This window comes from Bacillus sp. sid0103 (assembly GCF_019219025.1).
The window spans coordinates 137,474-161,911 of sequence record NZ_JAHUWN010000013.1 but is presented as its reverse complement, the minus strand read 5'-3'; the positions used below and the strand labels follow the sequence as shown (position 1 = coordinate 161,911).

Genomic DNA, 24,438 nt, shown 5'->3' with positions numbered 1-24,438 from the left:
CTGCCAGAAAATAAAATTGTTATATGACTGATATTATTGAATGACTAGTGGATTATCGGGATTATATCGAATGGCAAAAGACTCCTGACGCAAACCTGCCATTGTCCTCAAATGGGATTATGTCTAATAAATGAAGTGTATCAAAAAGGACCAGGTTTGGTCCTTTTCCTTTTTATTATTATCAATAACAAGGGACAAGTTAAATTTATAATTGATACATGCAAGTTGTTTTGAAACTATGCTACCATATATCTGTGTTGCTCTACCGTAAAGCATGGACACATTATGAAGCCATGAAATACTTAAATGAAATGAAAGGAAACAATTACATGAATTTTCAATCTGTTGTTGCTAATGTTCCTGATTATAAAGCTTTTCTGACTGTAGATGAAATGGATGAGAGCTGCAGGAAGCTTGCTAATGAGTTTCCCGATATCGTTACCGTATTTGAGGCAGGAAAATCTCGAAAGGGGCATTCGATTTTATGTTTGAAAGTTGGAGATGGTCCAAAGAATGCTTTATGCTTTGCCTGCCCTCACCCTAATGAACCTATTGGTGCCATGACACTCGAGTACTTTTCTCGTGCTTTGGCTGAGAATGACGATTTACGGGAGGGATTAGGCTTTACATGGTACATGATTAAATGTATTGATCCTGATGGTGTTCGTCTAAATGAAAACTGGTTCAAAGGACCGTTTAATGTTTATACCTACACGAAAAATTATTATCGGCCAATTGGCTATGAACAGGTGGAATGGACTTTTCCGATTGATTACAAAGAGCTGCATTTTCACAACCCGCTACCTGAAACCCAAGCTTTAATGACCTTAATACAAGAGATCAAACCAGAGTTTATGTATTCCCTCCATAATGCAGGGTTTGGGGGAGCTTATTGGTACATAACACATGATCTGCCAGAGCTGTATGAAAGTTTGAGGGATTCAGCTATTAAACAAGGTATCCCCTTAAATTTAGGAGAGCCTGAAGAACCTTTCATAACAAAATTTTCTCCAGCTATCTTTAAAAATATGACCATTGCTGAAGCTTATGATTTCATAGAAAAATTTAGCGGTGAGAAGCCAAATATAAAAAATGGCACTTCGAGTTCGGACTATGTATCGGGCGTAGCAGACTGTGTAACTCTTCTTACTGAGCTGCCTTATTTTTTTGATTCTCGGATTGAGGATTTGTGTGAGGGGGAAATCACGCGGAAAGAAGCCATTTTACAAAATGTAAAACAATCACAAGCCCATTTTGATCGCCTAGATAAGATGCTAACCGAAGTCCGCCCATATATCAGTGAAGAGAACCCATTTGTAAAACTGGTAGAAGAAGTGATTCAGTATATTAGAGAAGGCAGTGAAGCCAAAATCAATTGGGCTGAAAGTAATCCAGAATTTGAAAAAAATGCTTCCATTGCAGAAATTTTTGATAATTTACAAGCTGCAAAGTTTTACAATGGCTTGTACTTAGGTTTGACCGTTCGTACTTGTGAATATGAAATCGAACGGCTTAGGCAGCAAAAAAATAAAGAAGAGATCGCAATGTGCAAACTCTTGGAAACCTGCGAAAAAGGTGAACAGTTCTTAAAAGAATATTGTGAAAACCTTGACTGTGAGCTTGATTATACGGCGATTCCGATACAAAAGCTTGTGCGTATTCAAGTAGAGAGTGGACTGGTAGTGGCTAATTATATTCGTGAAAATCGATAAAAATAACCACTGATGAACCTTGTTATAATGCTAGGATAAGGAAGGGGAGTGTAGTAATGCCGATACCTAAGCTTACATGTAAAGATATAATTGAAACAGAGGATGAATTACGTTCTATTATAGGGGAACCTAGTGAACTAGTTAGAAAAAAGGTGATTTCCTATGTAGACGATCATTGTAAGGATTTTATTTCCCGCTCTCCTTTTCTAGTAATCTCTACTTCTGATGCTTCTGGATATTGCGATGTTTCACCTCGTGGAGACATGCCTGGGTTTGCTCTTGTACTTGATGAAAAGCATATCATTATTCCAGACCGGCCAGGGAATAAAAGAATAGATACAATGCGAAATATTTTATCCAATCCAAAGGCAGGTCTTCTTTTTCTGATTCCTGGACTGGGGGAAACATTAAGAGTGAATGGAAAAGCATGCTTGGTGAAAGATGACATCCTCCTTGAACGAATGGCCCATCATGGAAAGAAACCCTTGGTTGGGATCTGCATTGAAGTGGAAGAATGCTTTATTCATTGTGCAAAAGCGATGAAACGATCAGGCCTTTGGGAACCAGAAACATGGAGTGAAAAGGATTCACTGCCAAATGCAGCAAAAATCCTATTAGACCATACAAAAATTCACGACATGACCGAAAAAGATTTGGACAAAGCACTCCAAGAAGATTATTTGACCGAACTCTACTAATGGAAGGAAGAAACGATTCCTTTTGTGCCAGACCCGTCCCGTAATGCTTTAGGGTGCGTTGGAGGTATAATAATATACTCTCTTGAGTAACGAATCGATAGTAAATTTAAAAGAAGAAGCAGGAAAAATGAAGGATTTCCTGCTTCCATTCAAATTTCGGAGCAGGAAACCGATTATGAATCTTTTTCTTCCCATGGTTCAAAGGAAAACGGAATTCCAATCATTTTAGCGGTCAATTCATCATAGGACACTAAATCCTTTTTTGACAACTCTTTTAAAGAGCGTTTTCCCATTGCTCTTAATGCCATTTTTATTTCTTCTGTACTTGCTGTTAAGAATTTCTCCGCTGATTTTACCCCTTCTTCAACCTTAAATTGATCCTTGAACTTCCCGTCATACCAAATAGCCTGTGTAGGCGGTTCAAATGGAAGTGCATTCAACACTTGATCATGTGCAAGAGCAAACAACATTGAAGAGCCTAAATAGACAGCGTCGGCTCCGAGTGCAAGCACTTTTAAAAAATGACCGGGGACTAAAAGCCCTCCTGAAACGATTAAACTAATCTTTCCCTTCATCTTTCTTTTTTCTAGATGATTAACAGCTCTAACTACCGCATGCAATGTTGGGATTCCAAAGTCATCAAATAATATAGGCGGTGCACCGTGCATGGCTGCTTGCCCGCCATCAATGGCAATAAAATCAACCCCCATAAAGATTAAATGATCAATATCTTCCTCAATTTTTCCACCAGCGCCAATTTTAACGCCGATTGGAACTCCACCTGATACGACGCGAAGTTCCTCCAGAAGCAGCTTTAAATCAATTAGTGTTTGATTTTCACAAAAATGTTCATATATAATAGCTTCCTGATTTTCCTTAAGTCCCATCACTTCACGGGCACGACCTGTTAAACTTTGCGGGGGGATTTTTTTGCCCATTCCCGCTAAGGCACCCTGACCTAATTTAATTTCAATCATGTCGGCACGCTTAATCACATCTTCGTCCTTTGCCCATTCTGTTTTTGAAAACTGTAAAATATACTTTCCGGCAGAGTTTAATTCTTCAGGTAAAATTCCACCTTCCCCAGAGTTTAGTGCTGTTCCTGTCTTTTTTGCTGCTTCTGCCAATGAAAGCCTTGCTTGTTCACTAAGTGCAATCCCAAATGCCATTGCACTAATCATAAGTGGAATTTTTATTTCCATTGGTTTTTTTGCCTTTGGTCCAATGGTAACGGCAACATCTACGTCTTCCTCACCATCAATGGGAAACGGTGACGTTTGTGCGGGGATAAAAGTAATTGGATCCAAATGCGGCCATTTTTTTGAAGAGCCGCCAAGCGGGCGAAAAAGGACAGCTCCTGTTTCAGCACGCAAGCTATTTTCCAGCATATTTTGAATGCCCATATGCCGAAGTCCTGGCATCAGTTCGATAATATTTTCTTGATAACTGTCAGTTAGAATGATTTTTCCAGCCTTTTTCACTATTAGTTTCATAATCCAACGCCAACCAACGAGCATGAATATAAACACGACAAATAATAGGGACATCATTGCAAAAGTCAAATAAAATAATATGTTTGCCATAGTCAGTTTTCTCCATTATTACAGAAAATGAGAAAAATTGGATCGAAGTGATGAACAATTATGTTTCTATTTCTTTGTTTTCCCAAGGTTTAAACGAATACGGAATTCCGGCCATTTTGGCGGTCAATTCATCATAAGAAACCAGATCCTTTTTTGATAACTCTTTTAAAGAGCTTTTTCCCATTGCTCTTAATGCCATTTTTATTTCTTCAGTACTTGCTGTTAAGAATTTCTCTGCTGATTTTACCCCTTCTTCAATCTTAAATTGATCCTTGAATTTCCCTTGATTCCAAACAACTTGTGTAGGCGGTTCAAACGGCATGGCATTCAATGATTGAGGATGTGAGACGGCAAATAACATAGCGGAGCCTACATATACTGCATCGGCTCCGAGGGCGAGCACTTTTAAAAAATGTCCAGGTACTAGGAGTCCTCCAGAGGCAATTAAACTAATTTTTCCCTTCATGTTTTTCTTTTCTAGATAATTGGCAGCTCTGACAATCGCATGCAGAGTTGGGATTCCAACGTCGTCAGATAAAATAGGCGGGGCACCGAGTGTGGCTGCTTGTCCGCCATCAATGGCAATATAATCAACACCCATATAAATTAAATGATCAATATCTTCTTCAATTTTCCCGCCAGCCCCCATTTTTGCCCCAATGGGAACACCACCTGTCAGGCTTCGAAGATCATCAACTAGTTCTTTCAAATCATCCAGCGTTTGATCTTCAAAAAAATTATCATAAATCACGGCATCCTCATTTTCCTTTAACCCCATCACTTCACGGGCACGACCTGTTAAATTTTTAGGAGAAATTTTCCCGCCCGTCCCAAATAATGCGCCTTGTCCTAACTTAATTTCTATCATATCTGCCCGCTTAATTAATTCTTCTTCCTTTGCCCATTCTGTTTTGGAGAACTGTAAAATATACTTTCCGGCCTTATTTAGTTCCTCAGGTAAGACTCCCCCTTCACCAGAATTAATTGCGGTTCCTGCATTATTAGCTGCTTCTGCTAAAGAGAGTCTCACTTCTTCACTGAGGGCAATCCCATAGGCCATCCCGCTGATCATTAACGGGATTTTTATTTGCATTGGTTTTTTTGCATTTGGCCCAATGCTAACCTGCACATCGACATCTTCTTCTCCGTCTATAGGAAAGGGTGTTGTTTGGGCAGGGATAAAAGTAATGGGATCTAAATGCGGCCATTTTTTTGAAGAGCCCATCGGGCGGTGGAGAACGTCGCCTGTTTCAGCACGCAAGCTATTTTCAAGCATATTTTGAATGCCCATATGCCGGAGTCCCGGCATCAACTCCATTACATTTTCTTGATAACTGTCGGATAAAATAATTTTTCCCATTTGCTTTACCATTCGTTTCATTAACCATCGCCACCCGAAAAGCATGAATACAAAAACTATAAAAATAAATGTCACCATTGCAAAAGTAAAATAATAAAAAATGTTCGACATGTTTATTGCTCCATACTTTGCATATTTTCAATAAGGATTTCCTCTATTCTTATTATATCCAAAAACAGGAAAATCATATAAATATCAAGTTAATGCTTTAAAAATAGTAGAGCTTTTTGTATCCCTATCGTATTAAATTTTTATTTTCCACCAAACTATGGACATATAAAAACAGGGGGATCATTTCATGAATATAATGAATGATATTGTACATCGTCCTTGGCCATTACCTTCGAAATATTGGATTATGCGACAAACATGGAGAAATCTATTGTTCTTGCATTGGCCTATTCCACTTGAAAAACTACGGCCGCATATTCCTTCTTCATTACAAATTGACACCTTTAATGGCTCCGCATGGTTAGGTGTCATTTTATTCGTGTTAGAGGGAATCTATCCCCGCGGAATATCAGCTGTTTCCGTTACCCCTAAATTTCCTGAAATCAATGTAAGAACATATGTTAAATGCGATGGCAAACCCGGTATTTATTTTATGTCTATTGATGTTCAGAACTGGGCTTCCTTAATTATTGCAAAGAGATGGTATCGTTTACCCTATCATTCGGCGCAGATTTCTTTTCGAAAAGAAGGACAATCCTTTCATTTCCAGAGTATTCGTAAAGGAAATTCGAATACTCCTATTTCATTTAAGGGCAAATACGTTCCCGTATCGGAAGTTTATTTTCCAAAAGAAGGAACGCTGGACCATTGGCTTACTGAGCGATATTGTCTCTATAGTTCAAATAACGGGGGCAACATCTATTGCGGTGAGATACACCATCAGCCTTGGCCATTACAAAAAGCAGAATTAGAAATAGTCAGGAATACCCTTTTTACACCTTTTCATTTTGACCTTTCTGAAGTAAAACCGATTGCTCATTTTTCCACAGGTGTGGATTCGCTAATCTGGAATATTAAGAAAAGACGGATCAAGTAAAAATTAATCAATCGGAATTTTTGTATAAATAAAAAACATAATATTTGATACTTTAAAGAATAATGAAATAGATAATATCAATTAAAGGAGGAGCGTAATGGGTAAGAATAATATAAAAATTGCATTCTCTTTAGCAACATTAATTCTTCCTTGGCTAACCGTCCCTTTTATGGGGAAACGAAATTTTTTTAGGTTTTTGCCTGTTGCAAGTTTTACCAATTTGTTTTTATGTGTATTTAGTCTTATCTGTTATAGGAAAAAATGGTGGATAACTAAAAATCCTCTATCACCTGGGCCAATAGATTTTACATATATATTAGGGCCTTATTTTGTAGCAACGCTTTGGATTTTTAAATTAACATTTGGGAATTTCCCAAAGTACTTAATGACAAATATGGTATTGGATCTTATTAACGCTTTTCCTTTGCCTTACATTGGGAATAAGGTTGGAGTTGTCAAATTTATAAAGATGAAAAACACTGCTTGGTATTTTATATGTGTATTTTTGGCGATTATTATCTATGGCTTTCAGTACGTTGTGGAACAATCAATTAAGAAAGCAGCTAGTTTAAAAACCACAGAGTTATCAAGTAATAAAAATTAAGATGAGGTTTAAAGAAATATAATAAATTAATGGAATGTATTATTTCATAAGATTGATAATGCTGAAAGTTGTTGAACGGCACTAAACATTAGATTTCTAAAATCTAAGATTTAGTGCCGTTCAGCAGTTCCGGGATGCCGATTTGGACTAGCCTTTTCAGCTTTTAACTGGGCCTATACAATCTTTCAAATACCTGACGGCTGGCTGCTTGACCGGTTCGGTGCACGTAAGGTTTATGGTATTGGGTTATTTATCTGGTCATTGTGATGGATTGTGGGCTTCGGCTGCGAAAGATAAAGTGTTCTTGAGGATTCTTTATAGGTTGAGGGATACAATTAAAACCGATTCATAGGCGTTAGTTCTTTGAATAACATTATATATCCCTATAAAGATTCATGAATGAAGAACGTTTCGCTGGATACAGTGAATAGATATATCCTTCATTGCATACCATTTGAGATAGCCCACCTAATCCTTTATTTTTTAACGGAAGGGGGGACTGTCCCTTTTTTGGTTCTAAACTCTAGATACAATGTTATTAAGTTCTTCCAATTTAGTGGAGAGCGCTATAACCATATCCTTCGTTACTTTAGGAAGATGAGTCTTTAAGACCGCATTGACCACAGGCCCCATTGCTCCACCGGCAATGATCTCAAGAGCGCCTGTTATCTTTGTTTTGTTTTTATCTATCGATTCTGCCAGGAAATATCCTTCGCCTGAAAGTCCCTCATTTTCCCCCTTTAAATGAAAAGTAACCTTTGTCGGTTCAATCCATTCTTTTATGGTGACCATCAGACTAATCTTTTTCTTTATGAATCCAATGTTACTATAAAACTCCCAAGTAGACTGTCGATTCGTAAATTTTCGATGTTGAATATATCCAGGAATAAGAGGAGCCCAATTATCCATATCCTTAACAAAATTCCAAACCTTACTAAGCGGTAAATCTACCTCCACTTGATGCATTCCAGTTGGCATTCATTTACCCTCTTTCCAGTTCAATAATAAGACCTTCATTTATTTATATGTTTCCTCCATTAAAGGGAGATTTGTCCCCCATGTTCCGGGTGAAGGATATCTTAATGGTTTCGAATGTAACGTGACTTGAATTCTATAAGAAATGCAGTGTCATGTTTGAGGATTCTTTGCTAAGCTTGCCGAGGCGGTGCAACATATCAATTGTTTTAAATGGGCTTCCTTCAAAGTCAGTAATATCTACACCGTTAGCTTAAATGTCCAATCTATTTTTTATGACAGAAGGAGCAATGTCCACAAGGTAGTAGGGTATGTGATAAATAGCAAATTTCAAGAAAAGGAAATATAGCCCAATTATTAGTTTGTTATATTATAATAAAAGTATTATTTGGGATTTTCTTGAAAAGGTGTGAGGGCTTTGGAAGAGGCACTATTACATGGGGATGTCATAATCATAGAATCGAAAAGCTAGAGCTTGAATCGGAAAGTAGTAGAGAGACGATATTTATTAATCAGTTTAATAAACGATACCGGGCACTCTCCAAGAAAAAAGTATTTACTTGCCGTTGTTGTGATGAGCCCGTATTTTTGAAAATATGAATAGAGAATTCAATATGCAAATACCAATTGGTTTAAAGAGAATTTTTAAGAGGGGGGAACACATTTATGAGCCCAGCAAAGATAGATTCCATTTCAATCACTACGTTAGAAGAAAAAGGCGAGGAATCCATCGTCGATTGGTTCGATCAGCATAAACAATCATTCTATCCTCTGGGTTGGTCCTATCTTAGGACTCAGCAGCAAATGGAAGAGCTTTTTTACCGGTCCATTATAAAAGTCCACAAGGAGTTGCCTCGATTTAAAAGAGAAACAGCATTCGAAACAAGGGTTACCTCCATTTTCATACATACCTGCCGGGAGCTTTCTGATAATAGAAGTTTACAAGCTTCAGAGGAAAGTGAACCACGTCAAGATTTATTTAAAGCACTTGATCAATTGAAAGAGTACGAGAAAGAAGCGATTGTTCTTACATATGTAAAAGGACTCTCTAAGGAGGAAGCAGCACATCTTCTACAAGTATCAGTGGAAAAGATGAAAGAGCATTTGTTTTCCGGTATCCAGTCACTTAAAAAAGAAATGGGGTACGGATCAGCCTTGAATGGCTGTAAGGAGTATCATAAGGAATACATCGATTACTTAGAAAGAGCTATGGATCGGTCGAAAAAGGTTGGTTTCGAGGTACATATTTATCATTGTCAAGAATGTCAGGAGGATTTGGCTTCCTTTCAGGATGTCATGTTAACTATGTTAAATCTTACGGAAAGGATTGAGGATTCCCATGTGCCATCTGATTTCATGGAAAATGTCAAAGCTAGGCTGGCAGAAAAGGAAATGCACAGGCAACTGAAGAACAATAAACGTAAAAGAATGGGGATTGTTTTTGCAAGTGTTTTCGCATTATTAATGGGTATAGAAGTTTTTACAGGGTCGTTTACCAACCTCTACTATACATGGACAGAAGAAGATCAGCAATTGCGTGCCTTTCTGCAACAGGACCTGGGTGAAAGGCTGAACCTGGAAGCGGAAAGTAATGGGGTGAAAATTAAAATCAATAGTGCGATTGCTGATGATGTTCAGACGCTTGTTTTTTATGAAATAGAAGATACAGATGAAGACAATCAATATGTGATGAACTATGATGATGGGGTTTTGGTGGAGAACGAATATGAAATCATGAGCCATGAAGCAAATCAAAAGTACTATCCTCCTGACCTTCAATCGGATGTAAATAACGAAGAGAAGAACGTGTATCAAGGGAAGATTAGTCTGCTGCCACTCTCCAAGGATAACGGGACAATCAAACTAAAGATTACAAGGCTTCAGAAATTAATTCGTGATTCCTCTGACCGGAATAGTCTTATGGCTTACGAGAACAAGGATTATGAAACAGGGGAGTGGAACTTCGAGATCCCTGTAACAAAACAGCCCTCTATCGAATATGCATTGGATGAAGAAACAAAAGTCGAGGGAATCCCGGTTCGATTTGATAAACTAACCATTGCTCCCACAGCGACGATTCTGCAATATGCTATTAAAAATGAACAGACAGAGAAGCGGATCGACTTTCTTAATATTGACAATCTAGAAGTGAACAATAAAAAAGTGAAAGCTGATATGTATGGCAGCTCTTCTTCACAACAAGACATAAATTGGAGTACTTTTCAAACACACTTTGACCCACTTTTTGGAGAAAAACCAAAAGAGGTCAACGTTCAATTCGAATCTGTTCATTTATCGTTTGAAGACCCAAAAACCATCGAACTGGATGCTTCTAAGGAATATCCTCAAACCTTTGAATATGCAGGCAGTACAATCTCCATCGACAAAGTGGAAGTTGGACAGCCTACCAATGTTGCCATAAGCAATCATGAAATTGAGAATCGAGCATATGAGTCGCTTCAATTCCAGATTGTGGGTGAAGATGAAAATGAACCTAGTTCAATGGAGATGAATTCTGAAGGAGTGCTTGTTGATAAAAACGGAATCGAATATGATACGGATGAAATCCCTGTCGCATATGAAGAACTCGAGCAGCCTCGTTATTTCGAAACCGTTCAAAGCGTGAAGTTAGACGGTAACAACGCTGGAGAGAAGGTGATTCCTAAAAGGCTGGAGATTTTTGGATATAATACAACAAAATATTTGGATGATGTTGTGAAGATTTCGTTGGATTAACATGTAAAGGTAGAGAGGTACTTCAGCAACATGATAAATGTTTCAGTTGATTATATAAGTTATGGGACTGTTGGATCGGTACCGGTTAGCGATATGGATTGCCTCGGCCGTGGTCGGCGCAGGTGTATGGCTTTTGTATACTCCTGTATGTTGGTTGATCTATGTACTGTTCATGTTGCCGCTCTCCTCAGTGGCGATCCGATAAGCGTCATTCCGATCTCGATGACTTCCGTGTTGTTGGCGACTATTTCGAAAGATGGCGGATTACGGATCTGTTCCGAAACTCAGCAGCCAAATAAGAACTGATGTTACGAAGAAACTGATCATAAACACCGGTATAGTAGGTGCGGTGAATTTGTCTCTTTCGAATTCGTTCTTAATGGGAAACTGAACTTTTTAAAAAGTCCCTGTAATATTTATTTTCAAAACATTCATTTTAAATGTTATAGTTTTTTAAAGGAGTGATTGCTTTGGAATTAAACGATGTGATAAATGGGCACAGATCCATACGAGAATATGAAGATAGAGAAATAAGTCAAGAGCTGCTAGATCAAATACTAGATGCGGGCATTCGTGCCTCTTCAAGTGGCAATATGCAATCTTATTCGATTGTCGTCACAAAAGACAAAGATCTTAAGAAAAAATTATACACCGCACATATGGAACAATCGATGGTTGTTGATGCACCTATACTCTTAACCTTTTGTGCTGACTTTAATAGAATGAGAAAATGGCTTTCGCTTAATGATGCACCTGTACATTTTGATAATTTCATGAGTTTTATGATAGGTGCCATTGATGCGACTCTGGCAGCACAAAATTGTGCATTAGCAGCAGAGAACGCTGGGCTAGGTATTTGCTATATGGGCTCAACGCTTGCAAATTGCAATCAAATTGGTGAACTACTAAACTTACCTCCAAATGTCGTACCAATTGTGGGTTATTCATTGGGCTATCCTGCAGAAAAACCTGCCCCACGTGATCGACTGCCAATGCATGGACTTGTTCACTACGACCAGTATCGTGATTATTCTGATGAAGATATTCTAGAAATCTACAAAGAGAGAAATGAAAAGGGATGGAAACGCTATATGGAAATCCCTAAGCTTAAAGAAATGACAGAACGATTAGGATTAAAGAATCTTGCTCAAGTCTATACCATTGCCAAGTATACGAAAGAATCTCACCACGAGTTTTCACAGACAGTCCTGAATTACTTGGAGCAGAACAATTTTATGAATAATGAGTGATGGTTTTCCAGGCTTTGAGGCAGTGTCTCAAGCCTGTTCAGAAGTATTACGGAAAAGATAAATAAAAGGATTTCTTAACCTTCTATCAGAAGGAATCTCATGTTCAGCATCCTGTGAAAGAGTTTTTGTTGTTTTACCAAATGGGATTGAAGAGGGAGAGGCATTTTAAAGAAGTATCAAAGAACACTTCAACGTTCTTGATACTTCTTTTTTCTTTTATTATGCCATGGAAAGATTTTGTCCATCTGAAGGTATCAAAACGAAGATGCCAAAGCGTACGTAGATTCTCTCTTATGCGGGTTTTGTTTGTTTTTGGTCTAAGTGATGACTTAGAAAAGTTAGAAGACTGGCAAAGATAGCAATCAACCCGCCGACCAATGTCACACTTATCAAATTTCCTTGATGGTAAACCATTCCGCCTACTGCGGAACCCAAGGCGATACCGATATTGCTTGCGACTGGCATCAGTGAAGCAGCGAGTCCTGTCGCTTTTGGTTGATAAATACCGGCAAGGTCAATCAAATAAAGCTGGGTAGATGTTGTTAAAAGGATAGCCATTAATGACATCAAGCCAATGTTAATCAATCCAAAGATTAAATTATTTGTCGTCCAATATAAACTGACCAGAACAATTGCTTGCACAAGGAAAACCATTCGAAGGCGCCCAATCGCATTGTAGCTGGCAATTTTACCAGCGAGTATGTTGCTGAAAATTGAAATAAATCCGTAGCCAAACAAGATCAAACTGATTGAATTACTTGGTGCTGCCATTCCTTTCAGGATCGGAACAAGATACGTATAAACGGCATAGGTCGCTCCAAATCCTAGAGATGGAATGAAAAACGCCATTAAAATTCGTGGGTGTGTCAACAAAGAAAATTGATCACGCATCGAACTCCGAAATTGACTGAGCTTATTAGGCAAAATGAAGAAAGATGCTAAAAACGCAATTCCACCCAGAAAAGTCGTTAACAGGAAGGTTGCATTCCAGTTGTACCATTCAGCGATGACAGTGCCAATTGGTACTCCAACCACGTTTGCAAGAGTAAAACCACCGAAAACAAATGATATAGCAAGTCCTCGTTTTGCATTTGGAATGGTTTCACTTGCAACAATCATGGCAAGAGAGATTAATACTCCGGTTACTATCGCCGTCATCATCCGAAGTACAAGGAGCATGATGTAGCTCGTCGAAATCACACACAAAGCATTCAGAATGATGAACGATCCTATCAAATACAACATCCATTTACGCTTAGGGAAATGACTTGTTGCGCTCATCACGAGTGGTGTGGCAATGGCAAACGTAATGGCAAACGCAGAAACGAGTGTACCCGCTTTTGCATTTGTTATATGAAGACCCGAGGAAATATCGGTTAAGATCCCGACAATAACAAATTCGCTTGTCCCGAGAACAAATGTTAATAAAGAAAGTGTAAAGATGAGCAACCAATGTTGCTTGGACAATTCAGTAGAGTACATAAATACCTCTTTCTTAGATGAATGTAAATGTGAAACAAGGTAGTAAACAATTTAATCATCATACCATAAAACATTTTTACTAGGAAAGTCTATACTTTTTACCAGCGCTTTATTATGGAGCGGAATACTTTGCTCTAAAACCTGCTCCACTAGAAAGTGAAATTGATGGAAATTAACGAAAAGAGTACATAAATAATTTGATCAAATTTTATAAAAAGTTTGGATTTAAGATATTAATAATCACCGGAAATGGATGAAACTTGTATAGGAAAGAATCTTACCTATCTATCATATTAATAATCCTTAAGGAGGGGTATATATAATCGGAAAATTTAATCAGGCTAAAGCTTCTGGATAGAAAGTTTTAGACAGAAGGGAGAATGAATTTGCAAATCCGATGCAATAATCAGCAAAGGGGGAAAACGAATGGGAGATTATCAAAAGCTAGTAGAGTACATACCTTATTTTGAAAATGAAGAAGTAGAATTTTGCAAATGGAATCTGGCTATCCAGATTATGATGAAAAGTTATGAGAATTTATTGATTGTGTATATGAAACAAATTTATTAAAAAGGCACTATATTAATTTGTTCAAATTGTAAATCGATACACGTGTAACATTTAAGCAATTTTGAACTCTTTCTTTACCGAAAATGATAGCTCGATGCCGATGTTTTTAGCTATCATTTTCGTTCAAATGTATAACTTCTACTTTATGAAGCAGACAATACAAAATTGCTAATTCAAGGTGACAGTTCTGCTGGCTTTTTTGGTGCAATGCCTAAATACTGACATGAAAATGTGACCCATTAAAACGAGGGGCACTTCCTTATTTTTTCTTTCAGAGGTATTAAACTCCCATTTTCCCTTGAATGACAACCTGGTCCGACGCATGCTTTTGCTTCTTATTTACAAGATAGATACTGACCACGATCAGTACAATTCCTAAGAATAAGAGTTTCGTAAAGGGCTCATTTAATAATACGGTCCCGATGATAACTGCGAGCATTGGAACTAAGAATGTAAATGTTGCCACAACACTTGCATCCCCTGTTTTCACAAGTATGACGTAGAGAATCCACGATAGCGCAATCCCCAGAATCGAACCAAATGAAAGGCCCAATAAAAACGTATCATTCCAAACAATACTAGTCCACTTTTCAGACGAAAGTCCGGCTATCATCAGAACTAATCCACCAATTACACACTGGAATGCAACCATCCAAAGAGAGTCAACCGAGTGTGAATTTTTTTTGGTGTAAACTGTACCTACTGCCCAGGAAAGCGCGGATAAAATGCCGAAAATAATGCCTAAAATTGAAACATGGCCGGAAAATCCTTCTGCGCTTACAGAAATAACTCCAAGAAACCCTAGAATAAGTCCCAATACTTTAGGTAAGGTCATCGATTCGCCTAACCATAGCCATGCAAGAAGACCTACTAAAATAGGTTGAAAATAGACAATGACTGAGAATAAACCAGATGGTACTAATTTAAGCCCCTCGGTTTGCAGCCCATAGAACAAAGCAATATTTAAAGTGCCGGTTACGACGTATATTTTCCAATTCTTTCGCCATTGGATACGAGCACGTGTTTTCCAAATGACCGCACCTAAGAGCACGCCGCCAAACAAACACCTCATCCCGGCAAAAAGCAAAGGAGGTGTATATACTAATGCAAGTTTATAAATTGGCCAAGAAACACCCCAAATCATAATTAAGCCTGCCATCATTAAAAACCATTTTAATTTCATCAGATCTCTTCTCCCTCAGTTTAATTGAACTAACTGACTGGCTCATAGATCTTAGATATATAGAGCCTCTCTCCTAATTCTTATAAAAACTAACTTTAATAGAATACGCCCCTATGTAAAATATTTCAATTAAGAAATCTTGAATATGATTTGCATCTTTAGCTGAATTTGATCCTTGCACTATTTATATATAGATCTTGAAGCAAAAAGGATAGGGGGAAAACCTCCTTTTCCATTAAAAAGATCAAAACGCTTTGGTCAAATTTTGGAGAATACGACTATATATTCTTTGTAGTAATCTTTGTAGTAATCTCTGGTATTGCTTTTGTCAATCTGACCACATGTTAGCTGGCCAGATTGACCAGTACAGTTGGTCGGATTGTCCAATAGATTGGGTCAGAGTGCCAAGCAAAGTTAGTCAGGTTTGAATAAACAAATACACGTGGTTTATACGGATTTTAATCAATTCCATTCGTATTTGTTCACACAATTTTTAAAAATTATTTGGTAATATTTTGTGAATGAACTTTTTATATTGAACAGTGCCTGTCACTGAAAATAATACATATCAAGATACTGAATGTGGAGAGCATGACGATACGTTGACGCTTCGTTATACGATAGGGGGACAAAAAGAACAAGGATATAAATATAAAAAAATAAATAAAAAACAACAACAAGAAGCCCTAAATCCAAATCTAGAGGAAAATCCAGACATCGAGAACCCATTACAGAATAATCAAAAAGATGTAAAAGAAATTGTAGAGTTTTGGGACAACATTGGATTTGGTTTTTCGAACGTGAATGCCAAACAGCTGCTGTTATCTTGGTTAGAGGATTCTAGCTTTTTACAGCCGAAAGCTGTGATTTTAAAAGCGATGAATATTGCCTGTGCCAATAACAAGCGAAGGCTGAGCTATGTGGTTGGGATTCTGAAAAACTGGTTAAATGATTCCTTACTTACCATAGAAGAAAGGATGGCATACACGAACACTTAGTTTCTTAGAAAGTATACTACCAGATGGTAATGTATATATTGTTTCTTTTAGGGAGGAAGTAAAACGCGGTTATCAAAGTTCTGTTCGAGCTGGTTTGGGAATTCTTGAGTCAGTGAAACTTGATATGGAATCTGGTTTCATAAAAGAAGGTCAAGTTCTTCAAGTTGATTATCTTAATATCATTCAAAATATCTGCGATAAATTTCACATTGTAGCTAGGCAATTAAGATCTAGATACAATAGCCGCCCGACATTAGATATTAATGATGAATATGATGTTCAAGATCTTCTCCATGCTTTGTTACTTCAACATTTCGATGATGTTAGGCCTGAGGAATGGACTCCAAGTTATGCGGGGAAAAGTTCAAGAATGGACTTTTTGCTTAAAAGAGAACAAGCTGTTGTTGAGGTAAAGAAAACTAGAAGAGGGTTAGATGCAAAGACTTTGGGGAGTCAACTTATTGAGGATATTGAACGATATAAAGCCCACCCTGATTGTAAAACCTTAATTTGTTTCACATATGATCCTGATGGATTGATCGGAAATCCTCGGGGATTAGAAAATGACCTAGACCGACAAGACACTCCAATGAAGGTTAAGGTTCTTATTAGACCCTAATCTCAAAAGGTTTCGGATATTTAGTTAAGTATATTCAACTAAAACATTCCACATACCCCGGAAAAATCATATGGCGTACTAAAAGGATTCCCATTTGAATATCCACTCATATTCCCTTTTTAAGAAACCAATGCAAATATTTCAATAAAATTCCTATATTTTTTCACCTAAAGAGAGATTATTAAGAGTGTAGCATAAGTCCATAGAAAATTAATCATAATAAAAGTTTTAATATTTAAGGTCCTATATCTTTTCAATAATATAGGATCTTTTTTAATACTCTAAAATATTGTAAAATTTTTAATGTATCCAAAAAATAACATTAATAATGCCGAGAGAAATAAATAGTCAGGGGAAATCAAATGGAAGCGGTCGAAAAGAAACTTATTGTCAATTCTGATAAAGGAAATTTATTAAGAGAATTAGTAAAGTCAATGAACGAGTGTGAGCGGTTCTATTTTAGTGTTGCTTTTATAAATTTTAGTGGGCTCCAGCTTCTTCTCGACCCCTTAAAGAAAGCAGAGAATGAGGGGATTAAGGGTAAAATTATTACATCCACTTATCTTAATTTTACAGATGCAAAGGCATTAGAAAAAATCAGAGAATTTAGTAATGTTGATTTAAAGGTTTTTGTTACGGATAAAGAGATTGGATTCCATACAAAAGCTTACATATTTGAATACAAAGATAGCTACAAAGTAATAATCGGTTCATCCAATATTACGCAAAGTGCATTGAAGAGTAATATTGAGTGGAATGTTGAGATCATTATTAAAGAGAATGGCCGTTTTATTCAAGATGTACTAAAGGAATACGATTACCTATGGAATATGAGTGAGGTTGCCGATCAGGATTTTATTAGTAGGTATGAAGATTTTCTAAAGAGTTTCAAAAGTACACAAATAACCCATCAAATGATTTATGAAAATAAACAATATATTGTCCCTAACAGAATGCAAAAACGGGCCACAGAGAATTTAGAACGACTAAGAAGTTTTGGCGAGAAAAAGGCCCTGGTCATTGCCGCAACCGGAACAGGCAAAACCTATATGTCGGCATTTGATGTGAAGAGTTTTAAACCAAGGAAACTCCTGTTCATCGTACATAGAGAAGAGATTTTAAAAAAAGCAAAAGATACCTTTGAAATGCTTCTTCCTAATGATGGCATCACCTTTGGATTACTTACAGGTAATCACAAACAGAAACATGTAGATTATGTGTTTGCAACGATCCAAACAATATCTAAATGCTATGAGGAATTTGAAGAAGATGAATTCGATTATGTAATCATTGATGAGGCCCATCATGCCACTAGTCCGACTTATCAAACTGTCTTAAACTATTTTGAGCCAAAGTTTACTTTGGGAATGACAGCAACTCCTGAACGTAGTGATGGTTACAATGTTTTTGATTTGTTTGATAATAATGTGGCTTTAGAGGTACGGCTGCACGAAGCATTAGAGGACGAGTTGGTGATTCCTTTTCACTATTTTGGCATCACCGATATCGAAGGCATCGATTTAAGTGATGTGGATATTGATGATATCACCGAAATTACCAAGAGGTTGAAGGTCAATGAACGGGTTGATTTTATCATTGAAAAGATGGATTTCTATGGTCATGATGGTGACAAAAGAAAAGGCCTAGGCTTCTGTGTCAGCATTGAACATGCACAGTATATGGCTAGTGAATTTAATAAACGGGGCTATAAAAGTATGTGTCTGTATGGTGCGGATTCACCTGAAACCCGTGAACGATATATTAACCGATTAGAGAATGACAATGATGAGTTAGAATTTATTTTTACCGTGGATATTTTTAATGAAGGTGTGGATATCCCTTCTGTTAATACAGTCTTAATGTTACGACCAACAAACTCTCCCATAGTTTTTATTCAACAGCTTGGTAGGGGATTACGAAAGCATAGAAATAAGGAATTTCTGACAGTTCTTGACTTTATCGGAAACCATAATAGAACATTTCTGATTGCCTTGGCGTTAAATGGGAGCCGTTACTATGATAAAGAAAGTATAAAAGTGGCGGTTGCAACTGGATTTGCCAATATTCCTGGGTGTACTCATATTCAAATGGACAAAATCTCTGAGGAAAGGATTTTGGCTCAGATTGATAAAGAAAACTTTAATTCAATGAAGTATTTGAAAGAAGAGTATTTCGAATTTAAGAAGCTAAATCAGGGGCGAATTCCTTATTTACTGCTGGATTATCTGAAATACGACGGTGCACCCGATCCACTTAGATTTATTACTGGAAAAAATAATATTTATACTTATCTACAATTTGTAGCCAAAGTAGAGAAGGACGAGCACTTAAAAAGTCTGTTACTGAACGATTCGTTTGAGGGGATCCTGAAGGAATTATCAAGTAAGCTTCCGCTAAAGAGGATATATGAGTTTGTCATTCTTCGGTATTTGTTAGAACAACACGAGGAAATTGACCTGGAAACAGCTAAGTATCAAATTCTAAAGATGATCAATAGTGTGGATGATGATAGCATTTTGCATGCTTTTGAGTGCTTAAATCAAAACTACTATGATAGTGTTCAGATTAAGAATAAGCCTAAGTTAGTGCATTATAGCAATGGTAAACTAGTTAAAACACCTCTTTTTAAAAAGGTATTAGAAAATGAAGATTACCGGAAGTATATTGAAGATATCATCACCTATGGAATTTTCCGCTACGAAAAGGAATTCAAAGGTGAATATTACGGAGTTCCTCACTTTAAACTTTATGAACAATATCAAATGGTAGACGCTGCTTTTCTATCGAATTATCGGAAAATCCATAGTTCTTTCAGGGGCTCCGGTTTACTGGCAAATGGGAACGAGTATTTCCTTTTCATTGACTTACATAAAGAAGAGGATGTAAAGGAAAGTATTAACTACAAGGATAAATTTATTAGCCCCTATGAGTTCCAATGGCAGTCGGTGAATAATACTACCCAGCAGTCCGAAAGAGGTAAGAATATTATTTTTAATAAGCAGCGCGGCGTAAATCTCCACTTATTTATTCGTAAATATAGAAAGATCGATGAAAAAACTGAACCGTATATTTATATTGGGAAAGGAAATTCTATTTCCTTCGAAGGAGATAAGCCAATTACTGTCATAATGGAACTAGAGAATGAAGTTCCAGCACCTTTATATACTGAGTTTACAAAAAAAGTATAGTCTTCTCATATCGAGAAGACTATTTTTCTTGGATTAATTGCTCAACTGCTGGAACATCCGCCGGTGCCCATTTGAGCGAATCTAAGTTTTCTCGTTTTAACCAGATTAACTTTGAATGCTCACTTGGCGTCGGAGTTCCCTCAACTACTCTACATTTAATGGAAATCAAATTAATAATAAATGTGTCGTATTCATGGGTGTTGTCATTAAAAACTTCATTAAATGTCTCAATCTTACATCCCAACTCTTCATCAATTTCTCTTTTTAGGGCTGAATAAATGTCCTCATTTGCTTCCACTTTTCCACCAGGAAACTCCCACATATTCGGAATCGACATTTTGGGGGACCTAAGTGCACATAAAATTTCTTGCTGTTCGTTTTCAATTATTGCTGCGACTACTTTTACGAGTTTTTTCAATGGGGCCCTCCTACATGATGTTAATTAGTAATAATATATCACTTTTGACGAAAAGATTCTAAAAGTGAGTTTTTATATTCTGTTTGTCTTAATTTCACTTAGATCTAATTTTTCATTGAAAATCAATTATATTATAGTGTCAATTTCTGTTGGAAAAATAAGTATACTGTTCTATCATTAAAATTATAGAATAATCCAATTGGATGAAGGACAGCTTGACTGAAATTAACATTTTAGAAAATATTAAAGAGAAATTTAAACAAAGTAGTAATTCAGTAGAAATACCTTTATTTAAAGGACAAAAGACATTTCAGGCAACATTAAATGACCATGGCATCCGTGTTAGTAATCAATCTAGCCAACCTTTATTATCCTGGGCGGTGTTCGAGGAGACTATTGGATTGTTAAAAGAAAAAAATGGTTCTGCCTTAAAAGGGGATGCTATGAAATATAAATTAGGTGAGTCAGGGCTGCCAATCGATTCCATCGAAGGGAGAATTGCCTTTAAAGTTTATGGTAAGCAATTAGGGCAGAATGTTTTTCGAAGAATTACTCCCATTGTCTGCATATTAGTATGGGCAGGAATATGTGTTAATGAAAGAGGAAAATTGGTCTTTCTAAATAATAATGATTGAATTGGGATGAGCACAATAGATGGATAAAAAGTTATTTAAAGATAAGGTTATTAATTTATTAGAGCAAGAGGTAATTGGATTATCCTCCGAAAATAAACTTAAGTATATGAAAAAGTGCATAAGAGAATATGAACTAACACATAGTAGATTTTCAGAAGGTGTTACGGCTGAAGTTCCTGTAAAAGTCGGGGTACTCGTTCGAACAACGATTAAAAAAATTGTTAGGTCCAATCTATTATCTGCTGAAAAAATTACTTTGCTGCAAGATGCGAGATACTGTAAAGCCACTTTTGATATTAACTATCCATTTTTGAAAAAAGTTGAGTGGGGTAGACTCCCGTCAGAACAAAGAAAAATTAATGGCTATGATCGGTATTGGGCGGATGAGATTATTATTAACCGTGAAAGATACTTTATTTGTAATGATTGGTATGAAAGAAACAAGCTAAAGAGTATTAAATGGGTTAAGGAATTGCAGCAGTAAATCAAAAAGGTATGATTAGATTTTTTGGAGGTATTCATCTTGTCCACTTTAAAAGAGAGAATTATAGAGTTATTAACCATGGATCAAGGATTTACGGATAGGGAAATAACAGACAAAATTATCGGTCACGGCAAACCCCAGCAAAGTGTAAATATAGCTTGTCGGGATTTAGAATCCCGAGGTTTAATTCATCGGAAAAAGCGACATGACGGGAAAATCGGCAACTATTTAAGTGACTCCAATTATATAGAAGTGGCCCCGATTGTAGAAAGGCAACAGGATGGCATGTCAGAGGATGAAATTAAGGAGATTATTAATAACAGTCTGCTCTCAAAAGGTTGGAAAACACAAGTAGCCTGGGCAAAAACACTGGGGATCGACATTGATGCTTTTAGAGGCAACGAACGGTGGATTATCGAAGTCAAAGGCTGCGGCTCAAGAGATGCCATGAGAGCAAATTACTTTGTTGCTATATTGGGTGAAACATTACAAAGAATGAGTGATCCAAATGCGAAATATAGTATAGCCTTCCCAGACATGCAGCAATATCGAAATCTTTGGAATAGATTACCGCGCTTAGCAAAAGAACGAACAGGCATATCGGTTTTGTTTGTTAATGAGAAACGAGATATTGAAGAAGTCATTTAGGATATAAGCTTAATCGCTGCGTTATTTACTAGATAACTATAAATTAGGACCCAGCAAGGTTTTTGCTACAATACAGTTGTCTATGACCATTTATTATTGAATGTTTCAGCAAAATGGTTATAAACAATTATGCAAAATCTATTTATGTAATGGTCATAACACTACCCTGAAACTTTATAAAATTATCGAAAGGGATACCATTTTATAAGGGGGTATTTGGCCATTAAAAAATGTTGTTTACGGCAGTATGTTTTTTGAATAGAAATCAAGGCTTTATATACAAGTTATGCATAAAATCTTGTATATAAAGCCTTATTTAAAAATAAATACTTATTTAATTAAAGGGCCCGTTCGTTGAAGATCATTTGTAGCTTTAGAATAAAGATTGATCGAAAAGTTACCTTTACCCCATATTTAACATAAATACAAAAGACTCCATTTTGAAAAAAGATTGATTAAAAGGGAGTGATTTTTATAGAATCATTAAAAAGAAAAAAATGAAAAGTTAGAATATATTTTTTGCTTCGTTTAACAACTATCTGATTTTTAATATTATTTTCCCTTTCGCCCTTCCTGACTCCGCATATTCCATCGCTTTTTGAGCATCTTCAAATGGAAAAACTCTATCAATTATAGGTTTGATTTTACCAGTCTCAATAAAGTTTGCGATTATACGTAATTGCTCTCCACTTGGCTTCATAAACAAAAACGTATATTGAACATTATGCTTTTTTTCAAGTTCAGTAAGTTTATGACTTGCTGCTGAAAACAACAAGGTTTTAAAAAATCCGGAACCATATTCTTTACCAAAACGAGCATTCGGTAATCCCGAAACTGAAACAATTTTTCCTCCTCTTTTTATCACTTCGAATGATTTTTCGAGTATCTCTCCCCCAAGGGTATCAAATACGGCATCATAGTTTTTCAGTATCTCTTCAAATTTTTCTGTCTTGTAATTTATAATTTCATCTGCACCAAGAGATTTTACTAAATTCGCACCAGCTTCACTGGCAGTCGTTGCAACAGTGGCACCCATTAATTTGGCCAGTTGAATAGCAAAGGTACCGACACCACCAGCCCCAGCTTGAATTAAAATTTTTTGTTCCTTTTGTAATTGCAAAATGTCTGTTAGGGCTTGATAGGAGGTTAACCCAACCAGCGGGATCGATGCTGCTTCCTCAAAGCTCAAATTTTTAGGTTTTAGTGCGATGTCATCTTCATGAATAGCGATATATTCAGCAAAAGTACCGATTTTACTCTTACGTGGACGTGCATATATTTCGTCACCAACTTTAAAACGAGTCACTTTTGCGCCAACCTTTGCAACGACACCAGAAAAGTCATTCCCTAAGATAAGAGGCATTTTATATTTAACTAACAATTTCACTTTCCCATCGCGTATTTTAAAATCAACAGGATTAATACTAGCTGCATGAATTTCTGCGAGTACCTCATATTCATCAATTTCAGGTGTGGGCATTTCTGTCAAACGCATTGGAACTTTCCCATACTTATCAATAACCATTGCTCTCATAGACTATACCTCCAAATAATGTGTGTTTAAATTCCATCCTTTCAATAAAAGTTCTGCATGAACTTATCAATATCCAACACAAGCGTTCTTAATAAACCTAATTCTGTACGTACATTAATATAATAAAAGTTTTTTGTCCCTTCTTTACGCATTAAAATAACACCTGCATCTCGTAAAACCTTAAGATGATGGGACACAGCAGGTCGAGAAAGATGTGTTTGTTCAGTGATTTCACCCACACGTAATCCTGTTTGACAATCCGTCCCCATTAGAACTAACAAGATCGATTGACGTGTTTCATCACCAATTGCCAATAGTACTTTTTGACAATTAATAAAATCCTCTTTGATCATATTTAGTTGGTCCTGTTTATTCATTCAGTAAAATACCTCCACCAATCAGTTTAATGGTTTAAGTTGATGAACCATATTACCGAATACAACAATATACTATTGTTATGTTAGGTGCAATATTGAGAAAGCAAATCGAGACGAATACATCTTAGAGGGGAAGCATCATTAACTTTTAATGTTCAGCAACTTAAAAAGGGGACTTTGCTTTAAGAATTAAAGCAACTTTAGTATTCCACTTGATCCGTTAAATAGAATAAACACTAGATAAATAAACTAGAGGTCTTCTAAAAAGAAAAAACCCTGAATCGTATAGTCAATTTATTACGATTCAGGGAGTATTTCTTTTACTTGTCTATTTTA

At 36.6% G+C, this 24,438-nt stretch carries 21 protein-coding genes and 1 pseudogene; 14 read left to right on the top strand and 8 right to left on the bottom strand.

Going from position 1 to position 24,438, the window contains the following annotated elements:
• Positions 1-329: 329 nt before the first annotated feature.
• Together KW850_RS16090 and KW850_RS16085 are read left to right on the top strand one after the other, a co-directional pair.
• Entirely contained in the window at positions 330-1,712 is a 1,383-nt protein-coding gene (locus tag KW850_RS16090; protein ID WP_218348599.1) for a M14 family zinc carboxypeptidase, read from the top strand.
• A 56-nt stretch (positions 1,713-1,768) separates the two neighbouring features.
• Positions 1,769-2,410, top strand: a complete 642-nt coding sequence (locus KW850_RS16085; RefSeq protein WP_218348598.1) for a pyridoxamine 5'-phosphate oxidase family protein — start codon at positions 1,769-1,771, stop codon at positions 2,408-2,410.
• A gap of 173 nt (positions 2,411-2,583) precedes the next feature.
• Here KW850_RS16085 and KW850_RS16080 read toward each other — a convergent pair whose 3' ends face one another.
• Both KW850_RS16080 and KW850_RS16075 read right to left on the bottom strand, forming a co-directional pair.
• Positions 2,584-3,993: an FMN-binding glutamate synthase family protein gene (locus KW850_RS16080; protein ID WP_218348597.1), complete on the bottom strand. Its 1,410-nt coding sequence runs from the start codon at positions 3,991-3,993 to the stop codon at positions 2,584-2,586.
• 58 nt (positions 3,994-4,051) lie between these two features.
• The gene (locus KW850_RS16075; protein ID WP_218348596.1) at positions 4,052-5,464 is read right to left on the bottom strand and encodes an FMN-binding glutamate synthase family protein; all 1,413 of its coding nucleotides are present in this window, start codon (positions 5,462-5,464) and stop codon (positions 4,052-4,054) included.
• 187 nt (positions 5,465-5,651) lie between these two features.
• Here KW850_RS16075 and KW850_RS16070 point away from each other — a divergent pair, with 187 nt between their 5' ends.
• The 3 genes and pseudogenes from KW850_RS16070 to KW850_RS16060 form a co-directional block, all read left to right on the top strand.
• A complete protein-coding gene (locus KW850_RS16070) occupies positions 5,652-6,401 on the top strand; it encodes a YqjF family protein (RefSeq protein ID WP_218348595.1) in 750 nt (249 codons plus the stop codon).
• A 97-nt stretch (positions 6,402-6,498) separates the two neighbouring features.
• Positions 6,499-7,005: a hypothetical protein gene (locus KW850_RS16065; RefSeq protein ID WP_218348594.1), complete on the top strand. Its 507-nt coding sequence runs from the start codon at positions 6,499-6,501 to the stop codon at positions 7,003-7,005.
• Between the two features lie 153 nt (positions 7,006-7,158).
• Positions 7,159-7,272, top strand: a pseudogene (locus KW850_RS16060) (MFS transporter); the annotation flags it as partial.
• A gap of 249 nt (positions 7,273-7,521) precedes the next feature.
• On the opposite strand, the gene KW850_RS16055 reads toward KW850_RS16060, so the two are convergent.
• Entirely contained in the window at positions 7,522-7,983 is a 462-nt protein-coding gene (locus tag KW850_RS16055; protein ID WP_218348593.1) for an SRPBCC family protein, read from the bottom strand.
• A 663-nt stretch (positions 7,984-8,646) separates the two neighbouring features.
• Here KW850_RS16055 and KW850_RS16050 point away from each other — a divergent pair.
• Together KW850_RS16050 and KW850_RS16045 are read left to right on the top strand one after the other, a co-directional pair.
• Entirely contained in the window at positions 8,647-10,716 is a 2,070-nt protein-coding gene (locus KW850_RS16050) for a DUF4179 domain-containing protein (protein ID WP_218348592.1), read from the top strand.
• A gap of 470 nt (positions 10,717-11,186) precedes the next feature.
• Complete coding sequence (locus KW850_RS16045; protein WP_218348591.1) at positions 11,187-11,966, top strand: nitroreductase family protein; 780 nt, start codon at positions 11,187-11,189, stop codon at positions 11,964-11,966.
• A gap of 291 nt (positions 11,967-12,257) precedes the next feature.
• On the opposite strand, the gene KW850_RS16040 is transcribed toward KW850_RS16045, so the two are convergent.
• The gene (locus KW850_RS16040; RefSeq protein WP_218348590.1) at positions 12,258-13,448 is read right to left on the bottom strand and encodes an MFS transporter; all 1,191 of its coding nucleotides are present in this window, start codon (positions 13,446-13,448) and stop codon (positions 12,258-12,260) included.
• A gap of 426 nt (positions 13,449-13,874) precedes the next feature.
• Between KW850_RS16040 and KW850_RS16035 the strand changes: the two genes are divergently transcribed.
• Positions 13,875-14,018 (top strand): hypothetical protein, encoded by a 144-nt coding sequence (locus KW850_RS16035; protein WP_218348589.1) that lies wholly within the window; start codon positions 13,875-13,877, stop codon positions 14,016-14,018.
• Between the two features lie 280 nt (positions 14,019-14,298).
• Here the strand turns inward: KW850_RS16035 and KW850_RS16030 are convergent, their stop codons facing one another.
• The gene (locus tag KW850_RS16030) at positions 14,299-15,201 is read right to left on the bottom strand and encodes a DMT family transporter (RefSeq protein WP_218348588.1); all 903 of its coding nucleotides are present in this window, start codon (positions 15,199-15,201) and stop codon (positions 14,299-14,301) included.
• 602 nt (positions 15,202-15,803) lie between these two features.
• Here KW850_RS16030 and KW850_RS16025 point away from each other — a divergent pair.
• The 3 genes from KW850_RS16025 (at position 15,804) to KW850_RS16015 (ending at position 20,006) form a co-directional block, all read left to right on the top strand.
• Complete coding sequence (locus KW850_RS16025) at positions 15,804-16,199, top strand: DnaD domain protein (protein ID WP_256358278.1); 396 nt, start codon at positions 15,804-15,806, stop codon at positions 16,197-16,199.
• A 112-nt stretch (positions 16,200-16,311) separates the two neighbouring features.
• Positions 16,312-16,818 carry a PD-(D/E)XK nuclease domain-containing protein gene (locus KW850_RS16020; RefSeq protein WP_218348586.1) on the top strand — a complete coding sequence of 169 codons (507 nt, stop codon included), beginning with the start codon at positions 16,312-16,314 and terminating at the stop codon, positions 16,816-16,818.
• A gap of 362 nt (positions 16,819-17,180) precedes the next feature.
• Positions 17,181-20,006 (top strand): DEAD/DEAH box helicase, encoded by a 2,826-nt coding sequence (locus KW850_RS16015; RefSeq protein ID WP_218348585.1) that lies wholly within the window; start codon positions 17,181-17,183, stop codon positions 20,004-20,006.
• 19 nt (positions 20,007-20,025) lie between these two features.
• Here KW850_RS16015 and KW850_RS16010 read toward each other — a convergent pair whose 3' ends face one another.
• On the bottom strand, positions 20,026-20,424 hold the full coding sequence (locus KW850_RS16010; RefSeq protein ID WP_218348584.1) for a (deoxy)nucleoside triphosphate pyrophosphohydrolase: 399 nt from the start codon (positions 20,422-20,424) through the stop codon (positions 20,026-20,028).
• A gap of 215 nt (positions 20,425-20,639) precedes the next feature.
• Here KW850_RS16010 and KW850_RS16005 point away from each other — a divergent pair, with 215 nt between their 5' ends.
• Genes KW850_RS16005 through KW850_RS15995 form a run of 3 tightly spaced genes read left to right on the top strand, consistent with a single transcriptional unit; the run spans position 20,640 to position 22,191 of the window.
• A complete protein-coding gene (locus KW850_RS16005; RefSeq protein WP_218348583.1) occupies positions 20,640-21,059 on the top strand; it encodes a hypothetical protein in 420 nt (139 codons plus the stop codon).
• A 19-nt stretch (positions 21,060-21,078) separates the two neighbouring features.
• Positions 21,079-21,543, top strand: a complete 465-nt coding sequence (locus tag KW850_RS16000; protein WP_218348582.1) for a hypothetical protein — start codon at positions 21,079-21,081, stop codon at positions 21,541-21,543.
• Between the two features lie 39 nt (positions 21,544-21,582).
• The gene (locus KW850_RS15995) at positions 21,583-22,191 is read left to right on the top strand and encodes a MarR family transcriptional regulator (protein WP_256358277.1); all 609 of its coding nucleotides are present in this window, start codon (positions 21,583-21,585) and stop codon (positions 22,189-22,191) included.
• A gap of 535 nt (positions 22,192-22,726) precedes the next feature.
• Here KW850_RS15995 and KW850_RS15990 read toward each other — a convergent pair.
• Entirely contained in the window at positions 22,727-23,725 is a 999-nt protein-coding gene (locus tag KW850_RS15990; RefSeq protein WP_218348581.1) for an NADP-dependent oxidoreductase, read from the bottom strand.
• A gap of 41 nt (positions 23,726-23,766) precedes the next feature.
• Positions 23,767-24,102 carry an ArsR/SmtB family transcription factor gene (locus tag KW850_RS15985; protein WP_026568583.1) on the bottom strand — a complete coding sequence of 112 codons (336 nt, stop codon included), beginning with the start codon at positions 24,100-24,102 and terminating at the stop codon, positions 23,767-23,769.
• Between the last annotated feature and the right edge of the window lie 336 nt (positions 24,103-24,438).